Origin of the sequence: Arthrobacter sp. B6, assembly GCF_001663775.1 — a bacterium.
Taxonomy (GTDB): domain Bacteria; phylum Actinomycetota; class Actinomycetes; order Actinomycetales; family Micrococcaceae; genus Arthrobacter.
In genome coordinates this window covers 1,429,606-1,447,862 of record NZ_KV467168.1, presented here as the reverse complement: position 1 = coordinate 1,447,862, position 18,257 = coordinate 1,429,606, and the positions used below count along the sequence as shown (strand labels likewise).

General features: G+C 64.2%; 20 protein-coding genes and 1 pseudogene. 8 read left to right on the top strand and 13 right to left on the bottom strand.

Annotated elements, in window-relative coordinates:
- Window positions 1-175: 175 nt before the first annotated feature.
- A complete protein-coding gene (locus AU175_RS06235) occupies window positions 176-1,228 on the top strand; it encodes a LacI family DNA-binding transcriptional regulator (protein ID WP_066286742.1) in 1,053 nt (350 codons plus the stop codon).
- A gap of 487 nt (window positions 1,229-1,715) precedes the next feature.
- On the opposite strand, the gene AU175_RS06230 is transcribed toward AU175_RS06235, so the two are convergent.
- Genes AU175_RS06230 through AU175_RS06220 form a run of 3 tightly spaced genes read right to left on the bottom strand, consistent with a single transcriptional unit; the run spans window position 1,716 to window position 2,813 of the window.
- The gene (locus tag AU175_RS06230) at window positions 1,716-2,033 is read right to left on the bottom strand and encodes a hypothetical protein (protein ID WP_066286741.1); all 318 of its coding nucleotides are present in this window, start codon (window positions 2,031-2,033) and stop codon (window positions 1,716-1,718) included.
- Window positions 2,034-2,061: 28 nt separating this feature from the next.
- Window positions 2,062-2,322 carry a helix-turn-helix domain-containing protein gene (locus AU175_RS06225; protein ID WP_066286739.1) on the bottom strand — a complete coding sequence of 87 codons (261 nt, stop codon included), beginning with the start codon at window positions 2,320-2,322 and terminating at the stop codon, window positions 2,062-2,064.
- On the bottom strand, window positions 2,322-2,813 hold the full coding sequence (locus tag AU175_RS06220) for a DUF2975 domain-containing protein (protein ID WP_066286736.1): 492 nt from the start codon (window positions 2,811-2,813) through the stop codon (window positions 2,322-2,324). Before AU175_RS06220 ends, AU175_RS06225 begins: the two co-directional genes overlap by 1 nt.
- Before the next feature lie 107 nt (window positions 2,814-2,920).
- On the opposite strand from AU175_RS06220, the gene AU175_RS06215 reads away from it, so the two are divergent.
- Complete coding sequence (locus AU175_RS06215) at window positions 2,921-3,244, top strand: hypothetical protein (protein WP_066286734.1); 324 nt, start codon at window positions 2,921-2,923, stop codon at window positions 3,242-3,244.
- Between the two features lie 203 nt (window positions 3,245-3,447).
- On the opposite strand, the pseudogene AU175_RS22290 reads toward AU175_RS06215, so the two are convergent.
- The 5 genes and pseudogenes from AU175_RS22290 to AU175_RS06195 all read right to left on the bottom strand — a co-directional run.
- Window positions 3,448-3,570, bottom strand: a pseudogene (locus AU175_RS22290) (carbohydrate kinase family protein); the annotation flags it as partial.
- Window positions 3,567-4,628 carry an NAD(P)-dependent alcohol dehydrogenase gene (locus AU175_RS06210; RefSeq protein ID WP_066286732.1) on the bottom strand — a complete coding sequence of 354 codons (1,062 nt, stop codon included), beginning with the start codon at window positions 4,626-4,628 and terminating at the stop codon, window positions 3,567-3,569. The gene AU175_RS06210 and the pseudogene AU175_RS22290, both read right to left, overlap by 4 nt.
- Window positions 4,629-4,662: 34 nt before the next feature.
- Window positions 4,663-5,580, bottom strand: coding sequence for a carbohydrate ABC transporter permease (locus tag AU175_RS06205; RefSeq protein ID WP_066286730.1), 918 nt, complete (start codon window positions 5,578-5,580; stop codon window positions 4,663-4,665).
- Window positions 5,577-6,545, bottom strand: a complete 969-nt coding sequence (locus AU175_RS06200) for a carbohydrate ABC transporter permease (protein ID WP_066286729.1) — start codon at window positions 6,543-6,545, stop codon at window positions 5,577-5,579. The genes AU175_RS06205 and AU175_RS06200 overlap by 4 nt, the downstream gene beginning before the upstream one ends.
- Window positions 6,546-6,571: 26 nt before the next feature.
- The gene (locus AU175_RS06195) at window positions 6,572-7,918 is read right to left on the bottom strand and encodes an ABC transporter substrate-binding protein (protein WP_066286727.1); all 1,347 of its coding nucleotides are present in this window, start codon (window positions 7,916-7,918) and stop codon (window positions 6,572-6,574) included.
- A 275-nt stretch (window positions 7,919-8,193) separates the two neighbouring features.
- Between AU175_RS06195 and AU175_RS06190 the strand changes: the two genes are divergently transcribed.
- Window positions 8,194-9,117: an AraC family transcriptional regulator gene (locus AU175_RS06190; protein WP_082979037.1), complete on the top strand. Its 924-nt coding sequence runs from the start codon at window positions 8,194-8,196 to the stop codon at window positions 9,115-9,117.
- 181 nt (window positions 9,118-9,298) lie between these two features.
- Here AU175_RS06190 and AU175_RS06185 read toward each other — a convergent pair whose 3' ends face one another.
- The 3 genes from AU175_RS06185 to AU175_RS06175 form a co-directional block, all read right to left on the bottom strand.
- Window positions 9,299-10,555: an MFS transporter gene (locus AU175_RS06185; RefSeq protein WP_066286725.1), complete on the bottom strand. Its 1,257-nt coding sequence runs from the start codon at window positions 10,553-10,555 to the stop codon at window positions 9,299-9,301.
- Window positions 10,552-11,010, bottom strand: coding sequence for a MarR family winged helix-turn-helix transcriptional regulator (locus AU175_RS06180; RefSeq protein WP_066286724.1), 459 nt, complete (start codon window positions 11,008-11,010; stop codon window positions 10,552-10,554). Before AU175_RS06180 ends, AU175_RS06185 begins: the two co-directional genes overlap by 4 nt.
- 273 nt (window positions 11,011-11,283) lie before the next feature.
- Window positions 11,284-11,679 (bottom strand): DUF1801 domain-containing protein, encoded by a 396-nt coding sequence (locus AU175_RS06175; protein ID WP_066286722.1) that lies wholly within the window; start codon window positions 11,677-11,679, stop codon window positions 11,284-11,286.
- Between the two features lie 191 nt (window positions 11,680-11,870).
- On the opposite strand from AU175_RS06175, the gene AU175_RS06170 reads away from it, so the two are divergent.
- The 3 genes from AU175_RS06170 (at window position 11,871) to AU175_RS21655 (ending at window position 13,331) form a co-directional block, all read left to right on the top strand.
- The gene (locus AU175_RS06170; RefSeq protein WP_066286719.1) at window positions 11,871-12,383 is read left to right on the top strand and encodes a mycothiol transferase; all 513 of its coding nucleotides are present in this window, start codon (window positions 11,871-11,873) and stop codon (window positions 12,381-12,383) included.
- A 223-nt stretch (window positions 12,384-12,606) separates the two neighbouring features.
- The gene (locus tag AU175_RS06165) at window positions 12,607-12,987 is read left to right on the top strand and encodes a VOC family protein (RefSeq protein WP_066286717.1); all 381 of its coding nucleotides are present in this window, start codon (window positions 12,607-12,609) and stop codon (window positions 12,985-12,987) included.
- Between the two features lie 179 nt (window positions 12,988-13,166).
- On the top strand, window positions 13,167-13,331 hold the full coding sequence (locus AU175_RS21655) for a hypothetical protein (protein ID WP_156642204.1): 165 nt from the start codon (window positions 13,167-13,169) through the stop codon (window positions 13,329-13,331).
- Window positions 13,332-13,379: 48 nt separating this feature from the next.
- Here AU175_RS21655 and nhaA read toward each other — a convergent pair whose 3' ends face one another.
- Window positions 13,380-14,723, bottom strand: coding sequence for a Na+/H+ antiporter NhaA (gene nhaA / locus AU175_RS06155; RefSeq protein WP_066286714.1), 1,344 nt, complete (start codon window positions 14,721-14,723; stop codon window positions 13,380-13,382).
- Window positions 14,724-14,811: 88 nt separating this feature from the next.
- Window positions 14,812-15,702, bottom strand: coding sequence for a potassium channel family protein (locus AU175_RS06150; RefSeq protein WP_066286713.1), 891 nt, complete (start codon window positions 15,700-15,702; stop codon window positions 14,812-14,814).
- 149 nt (window positions 15,703-15,851) lie between these two features.
- On the opposite strand from AU175_RS06150, the gene AU175_RS06145 reads away from it, so the two are divergent.
- Window positions 15,852-17,213 (top strand): hemolysin family protein, encoded by a 1,362-nt coding sequence (locus tag AU175_RS06145; RefSeq protein WP_066286711.1) that lies wholly within the window; start codon window positions 15,852-15,854, stop codon window positions 17,211-17,213.
- On the top strand, window positions 17,206-18,246 hold the full coding sequence (locus tag AU175_RS06140; protein WP_066286709.1) for a hemolysin family protein: 1,041 nt from the start codon (window positions 17,206-17,208) through the stop codon (window positions 18,244-18,246). The genes AU175_RS06145 and AU175_RS06140 overlap by 8 nt, the downstream gene beginning before the upstream one ends.
- The last annotated feature ends 11 nt before the right edge of the window (window positions 18,247-18,257 follow it).

Sequence of the window (18,257 nt, the reverse complement as noted above, 5' to 3'; positions counted from 1 at the left end):
TCCGTGAAATGACCCAGACCGGCATCATTGGTGAGCTGTGGGTCCGTCAACGATAGAAATGTGAGGACAGGCACGTCAAGGATTTGCGTAAATCTTACGTCGTGTTTTTGTAAATAGGTCGCGCGAGGTCTGCCTATACTGGGCGTACTACGATCCGTCCAGATCAGGAGCAGCCATGAAAAACGCCGTCGCGCAGAAGGGCAGCGGCGCCCCGGAGCGGCCACGCCTTGAAGACCTCGCTAAGCATGTGGGTGTCAGCGTAGCCACGGTGTCCCGGGTGCTGAACGGTCGAAACGGGGTCTCCCGCCAAGTGCGGCAGTCGGTTCTCACGGCGATGGATGATTTGGGCTACGAGCGCTCTGACCGCGGCGCGGGCACCACCAAAGGCCAAGTTGGCGTGATCGTCGCAGACCTCATCAACCCGATATTCACCGCCCTGGCGCAGGGCGTGGTATCCCTGCTCTCGCAAGAAGACTTCATTCCGGTCCTGTGCGCCCTTCCTGGCGGCGGACGGTCAGAGGACGAATATATCGACCTGCTGATTAAGCAGGGGTCGGCAGGGATTGTGTTCATCTGCGGGGCGCATGCGGACGGACAGGCCAACATGGAGCGCTACCACCGCCTCCAGGGCCGTGGGCTTTCCTACGTGCTCATCAACGGCAGCAGGCCGGAACTTGACGCAACGTCGGTTGCAAATAATGACGCGAAGGCCATCTTTGATGCCGTTCAGTATCTGGCCTCGCTGGGACATACCAAGATCGGCTTATCGATTGGCCCGCACCGCTTCCTGCCCAGCCGCAACAAAATCGACGGCTTCCGCACTGCCCTGGATGAGCTCCTGAACGAACAGGACGTTGAGTCGCACATAGCCACCAGCATGTTCACCATCGAAGGTGGCCAGAGCTCGGCTTCCGAGTTGCTGAGGACAGGGCACACCGCCCTAGTCTGCGCCTCCGACCTTATGGCGCTGGGAGCCGTGAGGGCCGCCCGCGCCGCCGGCCTGCGCGTGCCGGAGGATGTCTCTGTGATCGGATTCGACGACTCTCCACTGATGGCGCTTACGGATCCGCCGCTCACCACCCTTCGTCAACCCGTGGGCGCGATTGCCCATGCCGCGGTTCAGGCGCTCATCACCGATATCTCCGGCGAATTCAGCGGACCGTCCGAGGTGTTGCTCGAGTCTGACCTCGTCCTGAGGGCGTCCACCGGTCCAGTTCCCAGGCCGTAATCTCGAACGAAGGAACCCTGACTCAAGGGCCCGCCTGAGGGCCTAAAGTGCCTTCCAATGCCCGCCCGGTGGACGCGGCAACCCAAAACGGTTGTAAACAAGACGTATTCCTTGCAGCAAAGGTTGACGCCCAGTTGCGGCGGCGTTTACTCTTATTGCCATGTCCGATTTGGGGGTCAAGCAAACATCTCTGAATGCTTGACGCAGATGGTGCTCCGACAAGGTTCGGACGCGCCGCTACATGTTAGGAATTTGCCCAATGGAAGCATCCACGCCTGTCAGCCCTGCTGCTTACGCCATCAGCGATTCATGGGAGCCGGCAGCCCGCCGCTACAGGGACATTGAACCAGGCCCCCACCAGGTGGCTGCAGCTTCGCCAGCTGAAGCAGATTCCGGGCCTACCCCCGGGCTGACTGGCGATGTGGGCCAAGAGTGACCGGGATGTTGTCGAATAGCCGGAGCTGACCCTCATCGATCAACAAGGGCGCTATTGGAGGGAGCGCCGGTTGCGTGCCTGGCGGACCAGCCTCAGGAAAGCAAGGATGAAGCCGGCTTCGATCAACGCCATCACTCCGAGCATCAGCCACTGGCTTTCGCTGATGAAGTAGATGACCCCCAGCAGGACCAGGACGGTTCCAAGGACCAGCGCGTACACGGCGAAACCAAGGGCCACCCTCGCGCTTCGCACGCCCGTGCGGAAGCCAAAGCCAATGGGCTCTCCGCCGGGGTAGCCCTCCACGCGGTCGCGGGCAGCGGGCTTGAGCCTGTCGAACTCATCCCACAGCTCATGGTCCTGGTCCGTCATACGTCCATTATCCCGCGCCGCACGCTGGTTAGCCGAACTCGGAAAGCGGCCGCCCGCCGTCGTCCGTTCCGCGGGAGGCGGGATCATCCGGCTCCCAGCGCAGCAGGTCGCCGGGCTGGCATTCCAGCACCTCGCACAGTGCCTGCAGCGTGGTGAAGCGCACCGCCTTGGCCCGCCCGTTCTTGAGGACCGCAAGGTTGGCGGGCGTGATACCCACCCGGTCGGCGAGGGTGCCCACGGGCATCTTCCGCTTGGCCAGCATCACATCGATGTCGACGACGATCGGCATCAGATCACCTCGTCGAGTTCGCTGCGCAGGTGCTTCGCTTCGGCGTCGCGGGCAACGGCCTGGGCCAGCAGCGTGCGCATCACCAGGACGATCAGTGCAACGCCGGCGATCATGAGGGACGCTCCGCAGACCAGGCCCACGATGCCGGGCGCGGTTTCGCCGGGCGCCAGGATGACCGCGATCCCGAACATGAGCAGTGAGGCACAGGCGATCGCGCCGAAGATAATGTCCACGTACCGGAAGGCCCCGTGGGAGAAAACCGTTCCGCGGCGCACCAGGGTGAGGAGCCGCCACACGCACACTGCGGTGACCTGAACGCACACGATTCCCAGGACGATGATGGCCAGCAACGCAACACGTGGGCCATCGGGTGCGCCCGCCTCAACGAGGTCTGCCGAGATCAGCGGCACCATCCACACCTGCACGAACAATGAGCCGGCAAGCACCATCGCAATCACGATGCGTAACGCCAGGACGGTGAGCTTTCCCATGAGGTCTCCTAGGGTGTCGATTTACAGTTGGATAGTATCGATAATCGACAGGTTCGGCAAGTTGGGAGCTCTGGCGGTCCGGACGCGTCCGGGCCTACGGTTGTGGCATGGCTGATACTTTTTCGAACCTTGTGGACACGTTCAAGAACGTCGGCGTCACCAGGGCGTACGGCACCCCCGTCCAGCTGGGCGGGCAGGAGGTCATTCCGGTGGCTCTCGTCTCCTTCGGCTTCGGCGGCGGCAACGAGGGCGACGACGGCGCATCGGGCGGAGGGGGCGGCGGCATGGTCCTGCCGCTGGGCGTTTACCGGAACGTCGGCGGCGACGTCGCGTTCCGGCCCAACACCGTCGTCACGCTGGTGTGCCTGGTTCCTCTGGTCTCGGTCCTCGGCGCCGCCATCCGCCGGGCCATCCGCGCAGCCAAATCCTGAGGCTTGTTGGCGCGAACGTACACTTGTGGCCCTGCGGCGAGGGCCACAAGTGTACGTTCGCGCTTGAACGAGGGCCACAAGTGTACGTTCGCGCCGGGGTGAGGTTCCGCGCCCGCCCCTCTTACTGCTTGTCTCCCCCTACGCTGCGGTGAGGAATCCGGTCAGGGAACCCAGTTCGGCAGAGGTGGGCGGGTTGGCCCCCGCCGGGCGCAGCCGACGGCGACGTTCAGCGGGCTGCCGCCCGGATGTGTCTGTGTGGGAGCAGCCATCTGCGGATCTCGGATGGTATCGACGAGGGATTCTCCGATTACGGTGATCATGGTCATCGGCCCGGATAGACCACGGCTTTGAGCTGGCGGGGCTGTTTGCCGGCTTTGAGCGCTGCTTCGGATTCGGCGAGGGCGTACTTGCCGGTGACCAGGATGTCGAGGTCCACTTTCCCGTCGGCGATCAGTTGGATGGCCAGCGGCCAGGTGTTGGTGTAGCGGAACACTCCGGAGAGCCAGATCTCCCGGTTCTGGATGAAGGAGACGGGGAGTTCGACGTCGTCCGCCCCGAGCCCGACGAGGATGACCCGCCCGGCCGGCCCGACGGCCTTGATTCCGGAACGGACCGCCTGCGGTGCGCCGGACGCGTCAATGAACGCATCGACGTCGAGCCCTTCCATACCGTCCGTCCCGGCGTGGAGCGCGTGCGTTGCCCCGTGTTCCAGGGCGAACGCGAGCCGGTCCTCGGCGATGTCGCTAATGAAGATTTCCGTGGCGCCGAATGCCCGGGCGGCCTGGGCGGCGATGATGCCGATCGGACCGGCGCCGGCGATCAGGACCCTGCTGCCCGGTTTGATCTCCGCGCGCTCGCAGGCCCAGAGACCCACCGAAAGCGGTTCGATGAGGGCGGCTGCCTCGTCGCTGACGCTGTCCGGGATGTCGTACGCGAAGTCAGACTGGATGGTGACGTATTCGGCGAAGGCGCCGTCGATCGGCGGGGTGGCGTAGAACTCGACGTCCGGGCAGAGGTTGTAGCGGCCGGCTTTGCACTGTTTGCATGTGCGGCAGGGGCGCTGGGGTTCGACGGCGACGCGGTTGCCGATGCGGGAAGAGTCAACTGCGCTTCCGACGGCGGCGATCCGGCCGGAGAGTTCGTGGCCCAGGATCAGCGGGTGGTCCACCACATAGTCGCCGATCCTGCCGTGTTCGTAGTAGTGGACGTCGCTGCCGCAGACTCCTACGGCGGCCACCTGGACCAGGACCTGGTCGGCGTCGAGCGTGGGCAGGGGCAGGGTTTCCATCGCCATGTCGCCCTGACGTTTGAGGACGGAGGCGCGCATGGTTGCCGGCAGGTCGGGGTGTACCAGGGGGAGGACCTGGGCGGTAGATGTTGTCATTGAAGTGTTCCTTTGAAGAGTGGAGCGGGCCGGGTTATTTCACGGCGCCGAGGGAGAGGCCCTGGACGAGCTTGTCCTGGGCGGCGAAACCTGCGAACAGCACCGGCAGGGAGATGACGACGGCGGCCGCGCAGACCTTCGCCAGGAACAGTCCCTGCCCCGAGACGAAACCCGTCAGGAAGACGGGGGCAGTGCCTGCCACGACGCCGGTGAGGACGCGGGCAAGGAGCAGTTCGTTCCAGCTGAAGATGAAGCAGATCAGGGCGGTGGCGGCGATGCCTGGCATGGCCACGGGCGCGATGATTTTGCGGAGGATGAGCAGGAGGTTGGCGCCGTCGATTTGGGCTGCCTCCAGCATTTCTTCCGGCACTTCGGCCAGGAATGAGCGCATCATCCATACGGCGATGGGCAGGTTCATGGACGTGTACATCAGGATCAGAAACCAGATGTTGTCCAGTGCCCCCACGGTTCTGGCGAAGAGGTAGAGCGGCAGGATGGCTGCCACGACGGGCATCATTTTGGTGGAAAGGAAGAAGAACATTACGTCCGTCCACCTCTTCACCGGCCGGATGGAGAGCGCGTAGGCGGCCGGGAAGGCCAGGAGCAGCACGAGGACCGTAGACAGGATCGATGCGGTGGCTGAGTTGATCAGTGCCGGCCACGGGCTGACGCCGGATGTTTGGCCGAAGAATTCCCGGTATGCGTCCAGGGTGAGGTTCGCGGCCAAGGAGGGCGGGTTGGTTGCGGCGTCGGTCTCGGAGTGGAACGAGGTGAGGATCATCCACAGGACCGGGACCGCGAAGAGGAGTGCGAGCAGCCAGGCCGCGATGCCGGCGGCGGTGTTGTTGCGGGTCGGATCCATGCGTGACTTGCCGCGCCGGAGTGATCCGGTGGTTGACGTGGCACGGGCGGGGGTTGTCTTGCTGGGTGCGGCAGGAGTGAGGGTGCTCATCGAGCTGCCTCCTTCTTGAAGAGCGAAAAGACGGTGCGGAGGGCAAAGGTGGCCACGATGATGGTGCCGACGACCACCACGACGCCGGCGGCGGATGCCAGGCCGTATTCATTGGCGAAGTAGAACGTCTGGTAGATCGCGTAGGGCAGGTTGGCAGTGCCCAGTCCGCCTGCGGTGAGGGTGAAGACGGCGTCGAAATTCTGCACGATGTAGATGGCTCCGAGCAGGCCGCCCAGCTCCAGGTACTGGCGCAGATGCGGCAGGGTCAGGTGCCGGAAGATCGCCCAGGGCGTGGCGCCGTCCATCTGGGCAGCTTCCACGGTGTCCATGGGGCGGGACTGCAGGCCAGCCAGCAGGATGAGCATCATGAACGGCGTCCACTGCCACACCAAGGAGAGTATTACAGCCATCATTGGAGCCTGTGAGAGCAGGTCCAGTTGCGGCGCCGTGGGGCTGCCGAACAGTGACCATATCCAGGTGAGGACGCCGTTGATCAGCCCGTAGGTGGGGTTGAGCAGGGCGTGCTTCCAGATCAGGGCCGCTGCTACGGGTACCACCAGGAAGGGTGCAATTAGCAGGGTGCGGGCCAGTCCGCGGCCGATGAATTTCTTGTCCAGCAGCAGGGCCAGGCCCAGTCCGATGAGGAGGCTGATCAGCACTACGGAGACGGTGAGCAGGATGGTGGTGAAGATTGCCTGGCGCAGGTCCGGGTCGGTGAGGACGGTCGCGTAGTTCTCCAGGCCGGCGAATGCAGTCTTGTCAGGGCTGAGGCTGTTCCAGTTCAGGAACGAGATAATCAGCGTCACCACGAACGGGAGCTGGGTGACCAGGATAAGGAAGACCAGGGCGGGAAGCAGCGGTGCGCGCCGTGCCCAGGCCAGGGCGCGTTCGCGCGACTCGGCATCTCGTGAAGGTTTGGCTGCATTGCGTCCCGGGCGGGAGATGCGCGCCGTTGCGGTAGTCATGATGTTCTCCTGCGATTCGGTCGTTGCTACTTGTACCTGTTGCCGATTTTTTGGGCCGCTTCCTGGCCCTTGGCCAGCGCATCGGCAACGGTGCCCTGGCCTGCGATGGCGGAGCTGACACCCTGGGAGACGTTGGTGCCCAGTGCGGCGAACTCGGGGATGCCCACAAACTGGATTCCGACGGCGGGACGTTCCTGCACGCCCGGATTCTTCGGGGCGGCGTTCTCAATGGCGAACCGTTCGGCTTCGAAGAACGGCGCCGCCTTCTGGAATTCGGCATTCGCGTAGGTGGAGATCCGCTTGCCGGAAGGAACCTTCGCCCAGCCGAGCTTTGAGGCCACGAGTTCCTCGTACTCCTTCGAGCTGGCCCAGGAGATGAATTTCGCGGCAGCATCCTGCTTCTTTGAGGCTGCCTGAACAGCCCAGGACCAGGTCCACAGCCACCCGGAGGACTTGGTTTCCTTCACCGGAGCCTGGGCGTAGCCGATCTTGCCCTTCACCGGGGAGTCCTCGGCTTCCAGGGCGCCGGCGGCAGACGTGGCGTCGTACCACATGGCCACTTTGCTTTGGCTCATGTTGTTCAGGCACTCGGTGAAGCCTGCCTGCGCGGCTCCTGCTTCCCCGTGCTCGCGGACTAGCTTGGTGTAGAATTCGACCGCTGCGGTGAATTCCGGGGAGTTGACCTGCGCGTTCCAGTCCTTGTCGAACCAGGTGCCGCCGTAGGTGTTGACCACGGTGGTAAGAGGAGCGAAGACCTGGCCCCAGCCCGGCTGGCCACGGAGGCAGATGCCCTTCATGCCGGGCGCCGCGCCGTCGGCCTGGGCGGCGATCTCGGCCACCTCGTCCCACGTGGGCTTCTCCGGCATGGTGAGGCCCTTGGCTTCCAGGATGTCCTTGCGGTACATCAGGAACGAGGACTCGCCGTAGAACGGTTCGCCGTAGAGCTTGCCGTCCGTACCAGTGAGTGACGCAGTGTAGGCAGGGAGGATGTCGTCCTGGTCAAAATCAGGGTCCTGGGCCACGTCGTGCAGCGGCGCGAGCCAGCCGTTGGCCGAGTAGAACGGGATCTCGTAGTTGGACAGCGAGGCAACATCGTACTGGCCGGCTTGGCTGGAGAATTCCTGGCTGATCTTGGCCCTGACGTCGTTCTCAGGGAGGATCGTGTAGTTGACCCTGATGCCGGTTTCCTTGGTGAAGTTGTCCGCGGTGAGCCGCTGGAGGTCCTCCATCTGGGGGTTGTTCACCATCAGGACATTGATGCTGTTCGGGTCTCCGGCGGAATTGCCTCCGCCGGCACCGGCACAGGCCGAGGCGCTCAGCGCGACGCACAAAGCGCCGGCGGCCAGGGTCGCAGCACGCATTTTGGGGCGCATTAAGGACTCCTTTGTTCTTCAGGGGTGCACAGTCACCGCACCTCGACTGCTGCGTCGACGTACCGGACCGGGGCGAGGCAAGTGAACGGGAATTCCGATGTGCCTCGTTGATGTTCCTCAACATTAGGCCTGTGGGATAGGGCGCAACTAGCGCCCTGGTTGCCAGTTTCTGATACTAATTTTCCGCTGCCGTTCCGTGTGGCAGGCGCTACCCTGGGAGAAAACCCTGAGGTGCTGTCTAGATTTCATAAGCACCCGAACGTACGGAGAACCCCATGACAGCCGCGGACACTGCCGACGGAGCAACGGCGAGGCTGGCCGAAAGGCTCCTGGGGATGCGGGCCAACAGGGAAGTCATCCCGCCTGATCCCGACCACTCGGTCCGGTGGGTTGAGCACAGTTACCCCAGCCCCGTGGCACGGTGGAATTACCACCCCGAGTACGAGATCCACCTCATCCGCAAGGGCACCGGGAAGTTCATCGTCGGAGACCATATTGGCACGTTCGAGGCCGGCCACGTCTCACTGGTTGGATCGGGGCTGCCGCACGACTGGGTCAGTGACCTGGAGCCAGGCGAAGTGCTGGAGAACCGGGATGCCGTCATCCAGTTCGACGGGAAGTGGGTGGAGCAAGCGGCTTCCCTGGTCCCGGAGTTGGCCGAAGTGATGCCGCTGCTGGAACAGTCGGCGCGGGGGATCGAGTTCCTGGGGCGCTCAGCGGAGACGGCGGCCGCAGCCATCGAGGCGATGGGCGCCACCGCCGGGCTGGAGCGGCTCCAGCACCTGTTTGCCCTGTTCGGGATCCTGACGCGGGCACCCCAGGAGGAACGGCGCTACCTTGCCGAGGAATGGTTCAGACCGCAGCTGGATGGCCAGGCGGCCGCCGTCGTCGACATTGTCCTGGAGTATGTGTTCAGCAACCATGCCGGCAGCGTCAAGATGTCCGAGGCCGCTGCCCTGGTGGGGATGCCGGATCCGACGTTCTCGAAGTACTTCAAGCGGGCCACCGGGCAGAACTTCAGCGACCTGGTTCGCAAGCTGCGCCTTGCCCACGCGCGGCGGCTGCTGGAGCGCAGCGACAAGGCCATCTCCGAGATCTGCTACGAAGTGGGCTTCTCCAACCTCTCCAACTTCAACCGGCACTTCCTCAACGACGCCGGTGAAACGCCAAGGATCTACCGCCAGCGCGTCCAGGCCTAACCCCCTTGCGCGAACGTACAGTTGTGGCCCTGCGGCGAGGCCACAAGTGTACGTTCGCGCTTGTGCGGGGGCCACAAGTGTACGTTCGCGCTTGAGCGAGGGCCACAAGTGTACGTTCGCGCAACGACGACCAGGCGCAGATGGCGGAGACCGCCACGCGGGTCGCTCACTTGCTGGGTGCTTAGGCCGCGGCGCGCCTTCCAGGAAACGCTGTGCGCACCTGCTGCCGGAAGGTCAACGGACTGCGGCGGTTGACGGCGATGACCGCGCACAGCCCGGTCAGCAGCACGATGCCCCCAGCTGTGGCCACCGACCAGCGGGCACCGAATTCGGTGCCGATCCACCCCAGCAGCGGCGCCCCCAGGGCGGTCCCGCCCTGCAGGATAGCGAGGTACAGGGCAAGCACCCGGCCGCGGAACTGCGGCTCCACTGACAGCTGGATGCTCGTATTGCAGCTGTTCAGGAACGTGATCGTGGCCAGGCCCACCGGGATCAGCACGGCGGCATAGAGCCAGAACGACGGCGACACGCTGGCCAGCAGCGAAAAGAAACCCGCTCCGAGGGCCCCGCCCAGGAGGAAACGCAGCCGCGGGCCTGACCTGCGGGCGGCAAGCAGGGCGCCGGCGAGCGTCCCGACGGCCATGATGGAGCCCAGAAGCCCGAATTCCCCGGGCCCCGCCTGGAACTCCACGGTTGCCATCAGGGCATTGGTGATGGCGAAGTTCATGCCGAAGGCCCCGATGACACTCACCATCACGAGGATGAGCACAAGGTCCGGCCGCTGCCGCACGTAGCCCAGGCCGTCCATCACCGGGTGCTTGCTGCGACTTGCCGGCGTGGCCAGGCTCAATTCAGAAGTGCGGATCCGCGGCAGCGAGATGATGACGCCGGCAAAGCTCAGTGCATTGAGCAGGAAGACCGGTCCGGTCCCCACCCAGGCGATCAGCACGCCGGCGATCGCGGGGCCGGTGAGCCGGGCGGTGTTGAAGGACGCGGAGTTCAGGGAAACTGCGTTGGTGACGTGTTCCCGCCCCACAAGTTCGGACACGAAGGCCTGGCGGGCCGGCGCATCAATCGCGCTGGCCAGTCCCAGGCACAGCGCGGCCACATAGGCATGCCACAGCTGGGCGCTGCCCGTCACCACCAGGAGTCCGATGGCGAGCCCGCAGAGACCCATCGCAACCTGCGTCCACAGCAGGATCACGCGCTTGCTGTACCGGTCCGCGAGGACGCCCCCATACGGGCCAAGGAGCAGGCTGGGGAGGAACTGGAGCCCGGTGGTGATGCCGACGGCGGTGCCGGAGTGGTTGGTGAGGACCGTCAGTACCAGCCAGTCCTGCGCGATCCGCTGCATCCAGGTGCCGATGTTGGAGACGAACGCGCCGCCCGCCCAGATCCGGTAATTGCGGTTTTCGAGTGCCCGGAACATGGCGCTCATTTGGCGCTCATCTCCTGCATGATGCGTGCGGCCCGGCTGAGGATGAGGCGGTCCTCGTCGCTGAGCCCGGCGACACGCTGGGCCAGCCATGCCGTCCGCTGGCTGCGCGCCTCGGCCAGGACCGTCTCGCCGGCTGGAGTAATGCTCACTTGGACCTGGCGGCCGTCCTCGGGATGCGCCGACCGGGACGCAAACCCCTGGTCCGTGAGTGCATTGACGATCCGCGTCATGGACGGCGCCTGCACGTGCTCACGTTCCGCCAATTCCCGCAGGGTCTGGGATTCATTCCGGAGGTGCGCAAGTACCGTGTACTGGCCCGGCGTGATGACATCCCCGGTGGCTTCAATGCGCAGCCGCCGGGACGTGCGCATCACGGCAGTCCTGAGGTCGATCGCCAGGATGTCCGGCTTGATGCTGTCAGCGGACGATTGATCCGTCTCTTTGGTGGTGGTCATGGGGTTTCGGAGTCCTCCCACATATAGTTAGCACTGCTAATTAGCCCTGCTAACCATTATGCGGGGCTGGCTGCGCGGGAGGCAAGTAATGTCCGGCACCTCACACTGTCCTGCCTGGCGGTGGCGAGGAGTGGGCCCCCAAAACGGGGCACTTCGACACGGACACGCCGGCCGCGTCGTCATTTGCGACGCCCACGGCGCCAAAGTGCCCCGCGACGGACGATATGCACGCCCATTGGCATTCGGTGCCAGTGGAACTGAAACGCCCTGCACCTACTCCGGCTGCTTGAGCTTTCGCCAGCCGCCGGCGCGGTTGTTGGCGATAATCGCCCGGAACAGCTCCACCAGTGCTTCCTCATTCACGGAATCACCCTCGTGGATCGCAATCGTGCGGCCGGTTTTGTTGCCGTGCCCGCCGGTGATGATGTTGTGCGGATCCGGGGTGATGCCGCCGTCATACAGGAAAACGTTGACGTGGTCCTTCGCGGCGAGGAGGGCAATAACGTTGCCCTGCAGGACGAAGTACGGCTGGACGGTTCGTTTGATGGTTTCCTCGACGTCGGGATCGGCGGTGTGGACCAGGTCCCGGATGCTGTGGCAGATGTCCTGCTGCCAGGCCGGAAGGGCGTCGATGTACTGGTCAACGCGGGGGTCTTTGACGTAGTCCATGGCTTCAGTCCTGGAGGAGGTGGTATGTGCTGGAAGTATCCCAAGCCGCGGCGCCCCCGGCAATCAGAAACTCTAAGCGCCGGCAGCCGTCAACAGCATGCTCAGGAATAGAATGGCCGGCATGGGCACCGTTGACGATTCCTTGGCCGAGCGCGGAGATCCAATAGCAGGCCGAGCTCAAAGGGGACCCGATGAAAACGAGTGAACTCCTGCTGGACGCCTTTGGCCGGATCCGCGAGACCGTTGAAGCCATTCTTGAGGGGCTCGACGACGGGTCGCTGGTCCGCCGCCCGGCCGGCACCGGGAACTCAATCGCGTGGCTGATCTGGCACCTGGGCCGCGTGGAGGACGCACAGGTGGGCTCCGCCGCCGGCGTCGAACAGGTTTGGACGGCGCAGGGATTTGTGGCCCGTTTCGACCTGCCCCTGCGTGCCCGCGACACAGGCTACGGCCACTCCACCGAACAGGTGGACGCCGTCAAGGCAAGCCCGGAGCTGCTGCTGGAGTACTACGATGCGGTCCACCGGCAGACCGTCGCGTTCCTGCAGACGCTCGACGACGGCGACCTGGACCGCGTCGTCGACACCCGATGGGACCCGCCCGTCACCCTCGGCGTACGGCTGGTCAGCACCATTGCCGACTGCCTCCAGCACGTCGGGCAGGCGGCGTACGCGAAGGGCTTGGACCCGCATCGCGGGCAGTAGAAATCCCCTATTTCCGTAGCCGCAATTCGGTTCCATAATGGCCACATAAGCTTCGGGGACCCTCGTGCCGTGAAGGCTGGCGGGGCGTCGCAGGGTCCCAGGTGGCCGCCCCGGCACTCGGCGGAACGGGCGGCCACGCGGCACCGGACAAGCACGTTCCGGGGCCGGCACCCGGGGGAGAGCATCGCCATCAACGCCATATCTCAGCGCAGAGGAAATCATCATGCTCAACAATGCACCCGTCATGGCTGTCCTTCCCGCGAAGGACATCAACAGGGCGAAGGCCTTCTACAGCGACAAGCTGGGACTCGAGCCGGCCCAGACCATGGAGGACGAGGCCCTGATCTACCAGTGCGCAAACGGCACTGGCTTCATGATCTACCAGACGGACAACGCCGGCACGGCCAAGAACACCCAGATGGGCTGGGACACGGATGATTTCGACCGCGAAGTTGAGGAGCTTCGGGGCCGTGGCGTCGTTTTCGAAGATTACGACCAGCCCGGGCTGAAGACCGAGAACGGCATTGCCGACAGTGAGTGGGGGAAGGCCGCCTGGTTCCTGGACACTGAGGGGAACATCCTCAACATCACCCAGCGGAAGTAGGAACAGTACGACGTCGGCGCTGGCCGCCGGCAGCCCGCGCGAGCATGGTGCCCGCGCGGGCTTGGCCCGCAGGAGATGAGGAGGCAACCTGGGCACCCTCGAACACTCAGTGTGGATCCTACTTCGGACTGAAGTTCGACGTCGATACGCGCCTTCTGTCCGAAGCCGGCGGCACTCAGATGCAGCTTCTCGCCAAAACACACTGGCCCCGTGGGCTGGGCCTCGTTGGCAAGCTGATTAAACGCGCCATCCTGAGCGGTTCAGAAGCACGCAAGGAACTCACAAACCTCAAGACCCTCGTCGAAGAGGAGGCTGGGAACCCGCCCGTACAGCCGCCCGAGTGATGGGTCGGCGCTGCCAAGTTGCATACGCGTGCGTGGCCAAGCCTGGGCTTAAGGGCGCTGGTCGTGCTGGTAAACGTCCGGGATGCCGTCGTCGTTGGCGTCGACTTTCTCTTCGGCTTCCGCAACGCGGTAGTAGCGGTTCCGGGTGCTCAGTACTACCGCCGCCAGGAGTGCGGCTATCACTGATGCCGTGAGGATGGCCACCTTGGCGTGGTCATCGTGGTCACTGCTCGGACCGAAGCTCAGTTCGGCCACGAGAAGGGAGACGGTAAACCCGATCCCGGCGAGGAGCGAAACCCCGAAGACATCGATCCACTTCAACGACTTGTCCAGGGACGCCCTGGTCACCTTCGTCAGGAGCCAGGTGATTCCCATAATGCCTATGGGCTTGCCTGCAACAAGGGCAACGATGATGCCCAGGGCAACAGGATCAGTCAGGGCGGACATCAGGCCGTCCCACCCGCCAACGGCTACGCCGGCCGAGAAGAACGCGAAGATGGGAACCGCTACGCCTGCCGAAATCGGCCTGAAGCGGTGTTCAAAGATCTCAGCCAGGCCCGGCCCGGCGCCCGGTCCTCCGCTGGCTTGCGAACGGAGGACGGGAACGGCGAAGCCAAGCAGGACACCGGCAACCGTGGCGTGGATCCCGGAAGCGTGCACAAGCGCCCAAACGACCATTCCGAGGGGAAGCAGGATCACCCAGGGAGCCAGGGGATTGGTCCCAAAGAACCGGCGGTATTTCTGCGCCAGAAAGGTATAGGCCGCCAGGGGGATCAGCGCGAAGAGCAGCGGGGAGACCTCAATGTCGCTGGAGTAGAACAGCGCGATGATGCTGATCGCCAACAGGTCATCCACCACGGCAAGGGTCAGCAGGAAGATCCGCAGGGCGCTGGGGAGGTGTGAACCGATGATCGCCAGAACCGCGACGGCAAACGCGATGTCCGTGGCTGTGGGAATGGCCCATCCGCGCAGGGTCTCGGGGCTGGTCAGGTTGATCACCGTGTAGATCACTGCCGGAACAACCACACCCCCGGCTGCCGCTGTGATCGGGACGATGGACTTACTCAACTGCCGGAGGTCTCCGGCGACGAACTCCCGTTTGAGCTCCAAACCCACGAGGAAAAAGAAGATCGCCAGAAGGCCGTCCGCTGCCCAAGCCCCCAGGCTGAGTTCAAGGTGCCAGGGCTCGTAGCCGACCTTGAAGTCGCGCAACGCGAAGTAGCTGTCCGAAGCTGGTGAGTTGGCCCAGATAATGGCGACGGCGGCGGCAGCTACCAGCAGGATGCCGCCGACCGTTTCCTTCCGCAGGATCTCTCCGACACGAAGTACCTCGGAGTAACTCCCGCGTCCGAGGACGGAAGGGCGCGGAGGGGCAGGGCGATTCTCGTTCATGAAGGTCCTAAACGTTGGGTCCACAAGTACACATGCCGACCAGACTTCCCGGCTCACCTTCGAGCAAGTCTACGCGAACCGGTCCCGGCTATCTGCCCGGTTCCTCCCGCCGCCGGCGCCTGTGGTGCAGCTCGTAGCTGTCGAATACCGCGGAAGACGTTGATCCCGAATGGCCGAACTTGCCTCGAAGCACATCCGCGAGGTCGTCCAGCGCCGCATGCAGCATCCGTCCAGCGAACTGGAGTTCGGAGCTTTCGCTGCCCTGGGCCTCGGAGGCCAGCCGGTGGGCGTAGGCAACCGTGGCTGGCAGGGATCCCCGCTGCGCAGCTTCGTGGAAGTAATAGGTTTCGTGGAACGAAAGCAGGTCTATGCTCACTGAAGCCACATTTCCGGCCATTGCTTCCAGTAGCCCGGCCGCGTGTCGCGGATCCAGTGAAGATACGCCCGCTGGTCCCGCAGCTTCCCTGAAAAGGTTCAGCTGGTGGGCCAGTGCCCGGCGGCGGCTGAGGGCCGGGTAGGTCTGCAGAATCCAGGAGACCGTCGCCGTTAACAGCCCGAATCCGGTGACTGCTTGGAGTGCCACTGCAAGCCTGAGCATCGGATCCGCCGGCACCACGTCACCGAAGCCCACGGTGGAAAGACTGACAAGGGAGATGTAGAGCGCTTCAGCAAAGTCGCCGCGCTGGGGAACCCCGGGTCCGTAAACAAAGCCCCCCGGCAGATGGGGGAGGTACAGCAGTGCCCAGCCGATTGCCGCCAAACCTGCCCAGGCGCCGATGACGGCGGCCATGGCCAATGGTGCTGCGATGGTGGAGCCACTGCCCCGCAATCCTTTCGACACCAGCCAGAATCCCCGCATGATGGTCCGGCCCACAGGACCGGAACCGTGCGGATACAGGAGCGTGTGGAAGACGTCGGCGAGCATCAGCAATATCAGCCCGGCCCCTGCAACCGTCCAGAGCGCCGACTCGAAGTCCATGACTCATCTTAGAGGCGGCACCGCGCTGTAAAAGCAGTAAACCGGAACCGGTAGAATTGATGGCACTATGGATGACCCTCCTTCACATATGCCCTTGCCCCTCAACCTTCTGACCGGTTTACCGGCCAACGCGGGAGAGGGGCGCCCGAATGTATGAATGGATCATGATCGGGATCGGTCTCATCCTCACCGTCGGCACGGGGTTGTTTGTCGCCTCCGAGTTCGCGCTGGTGAACCTGGACCGTAACGATCTGGAAGCCCGCCAGGCCCGTGGCGAGAAGCGCCTGGGCCCGACGATCAAGGCCCTGAAGATCACCTCGACGCACCTTTCCAGTGCGCAGCTGGGTATTACGCTGACCACCCTGCTTACCGGCTACACCTTCGAACCGGCCATCAGTTCGCTGCTGCGCGGGCCGTTCCTTGCCGCCGGCCTGCCTGAGGCCGTTGTGCCGGGGGTAGGCGCTGTGGTGGGCATCTTCATCGCCACCGTCTTTTCCATGGTGATTGGCGAGCTGGTGCCTAAGAACTTCGCCCTGGCGCTTCCGCTGGCGACGGCCAAGGTCGTTATTCCGTTCCAGGCCCTCTTCACCGCGGTGTTCAAGCCCATCATTCTGCTGTTCAACAACACCGCCAACAAGATCATCAGGTCGTTCGGGATCGAGCCGAAGGAAGAGCTCTCCGGGGCCCGCAGCGCCGAGGAGCTCAGTTCCCTGGTGCGCCGGTCAGCGCTTGAGGGCGTCCTGGACCAGGACCACGCGGTTCTGCTCCACCGGACGCTTCGCTTCTCAGACCACGCAGCGGCCGACGTGATGACACCCCGGGTCCGGATGACTGCGGTGAACGAAGATGACACCGCGGAGGAGATTGTCGCCCTCGCCACTTCCACCGGATACTCCCGATTCCCCGTCATCGGCCGGGACCGCGACGACGTCCAGGGTGTCCTGCACCTGAAGCAGGCGTTCGCCGTTGCCCTGGAAGACCGAGCGAGCGTGACCGCCTCACAGCTGATGATTGACCCGCTTCGGGTGCCCGAATCCATGGGCGTAGATACCCTGCTGGTCCTGCTGCGCAAGCAAGGCCTCCAGGTGGCCATCGTCGCCGACGAGCACGGCGGAACCGCCGGCATCGTCACCCTTGAGGACCTAGTGGAGGAAATCGTCGGCGAGCTTGAGGACGAACACGACCGCGCTCGGACCGGTGTGGTCCGCACCGGCCGCTCCATCACGTTCGACGCTTCGCTGAGGCCCGACGAACTCCTGGACAGGACCGGCATCACCGTGCCCGACGGCGAAGAGTACGACACCCTCGCCGGCTTCGTCACAGACCAGCTGGACCGCATCCCCGAACTCGGCGATGAAGTCACCGTGAACGGCGGAATCCTGCGTGTTGAACGGGTCGTGGGCACCCATGTGGAGCGCCTGCGTTTCACCCCGGATGAATCTCAGGAACCGTCCAAGAGCGCGCACGACCGGATCATCGACAACCTCACGCAGGAGCTGACCCATGAGTGAATACCTTCCCGGCATCATCTGGCTGGTGGTGCTCCTGGTGGTCAACGCCTTCTTCGTCGGTGCCGAATTCGCCGTCATCTCCGCCCGGCGTTCCCAGATCGAGCCCAAGGCCGAGGCCGGCAGCAAGGCCGCGAAAACCACGCTCTGGGCCATGGAACACGCCACGCTCATGCTCGCCACCAGCCAACTGGGCATCACCGTCTGCTCCCTGGTGATCCTGAACGTCTCCGAACCGGCCATCCACCACCTGCTGGAGATACCACTCGGCCTGACGTCGCTCTCCGGCGAGGCCATCGGAATCATCGCCTTCATCACAGCCTTGCTGCTGGTGACCTTCCTGCACGTGGTCCTGGGGGAGATGGTGCCCAAAAACATCTCGTTCTCCGTACCGACGCGCGCAGCCCTGATCCTGGCCCCGCCGCTGGTCATGGTTGCCCGCATCTTCAAGCCGGTGATCTGGACGCTGAACGGGATCGCGAACTCCATCCTCCGGCTGTTCCGGGTGGAGCCCAAGGATGAGGCCACCAGTGCCTACACCCTGGACGAGGTGGCGAACATCGTGGAGCAGTCCACCAGGGACGGCATGCTCGATGATGCCAGCGGCACCCTGACCGCCGCCTTCGAATTCACCTCCAAGACCGTGGCGGACGTGGAGGTTCCCATCGCCGAGATGGTCCTGCTTCCGGCATCCTCCACGCCGGCGGACATCCAGCGCGCCGTGGCGCAGCACGGCTACTCCCGCTACATCCTGACCGACGGAGACGGCGCGCCTTCCGGTTACCTGCACCTCAAGGACGTCATGGACCTGACATCCGCGGAGAAGTTCAGCCAGCCTGTGCCGGCGAAACGGATCCGCCGCCTGGCGTCGGCCTTCAGCGGCAGCGAACTGGAGGACGCGCTGGCCACCATGCGCCGCACCGGAGCCCACGTGGCCCGGGTCTTCGACGCCCAGGGCAACACCACCGGCGTGCTCTTCCTGGAGGACATCATCGAGGAACTGGTGGGCGAAGTGCAGGACGCCACCAGCGCCTAGCCGAACGGGCG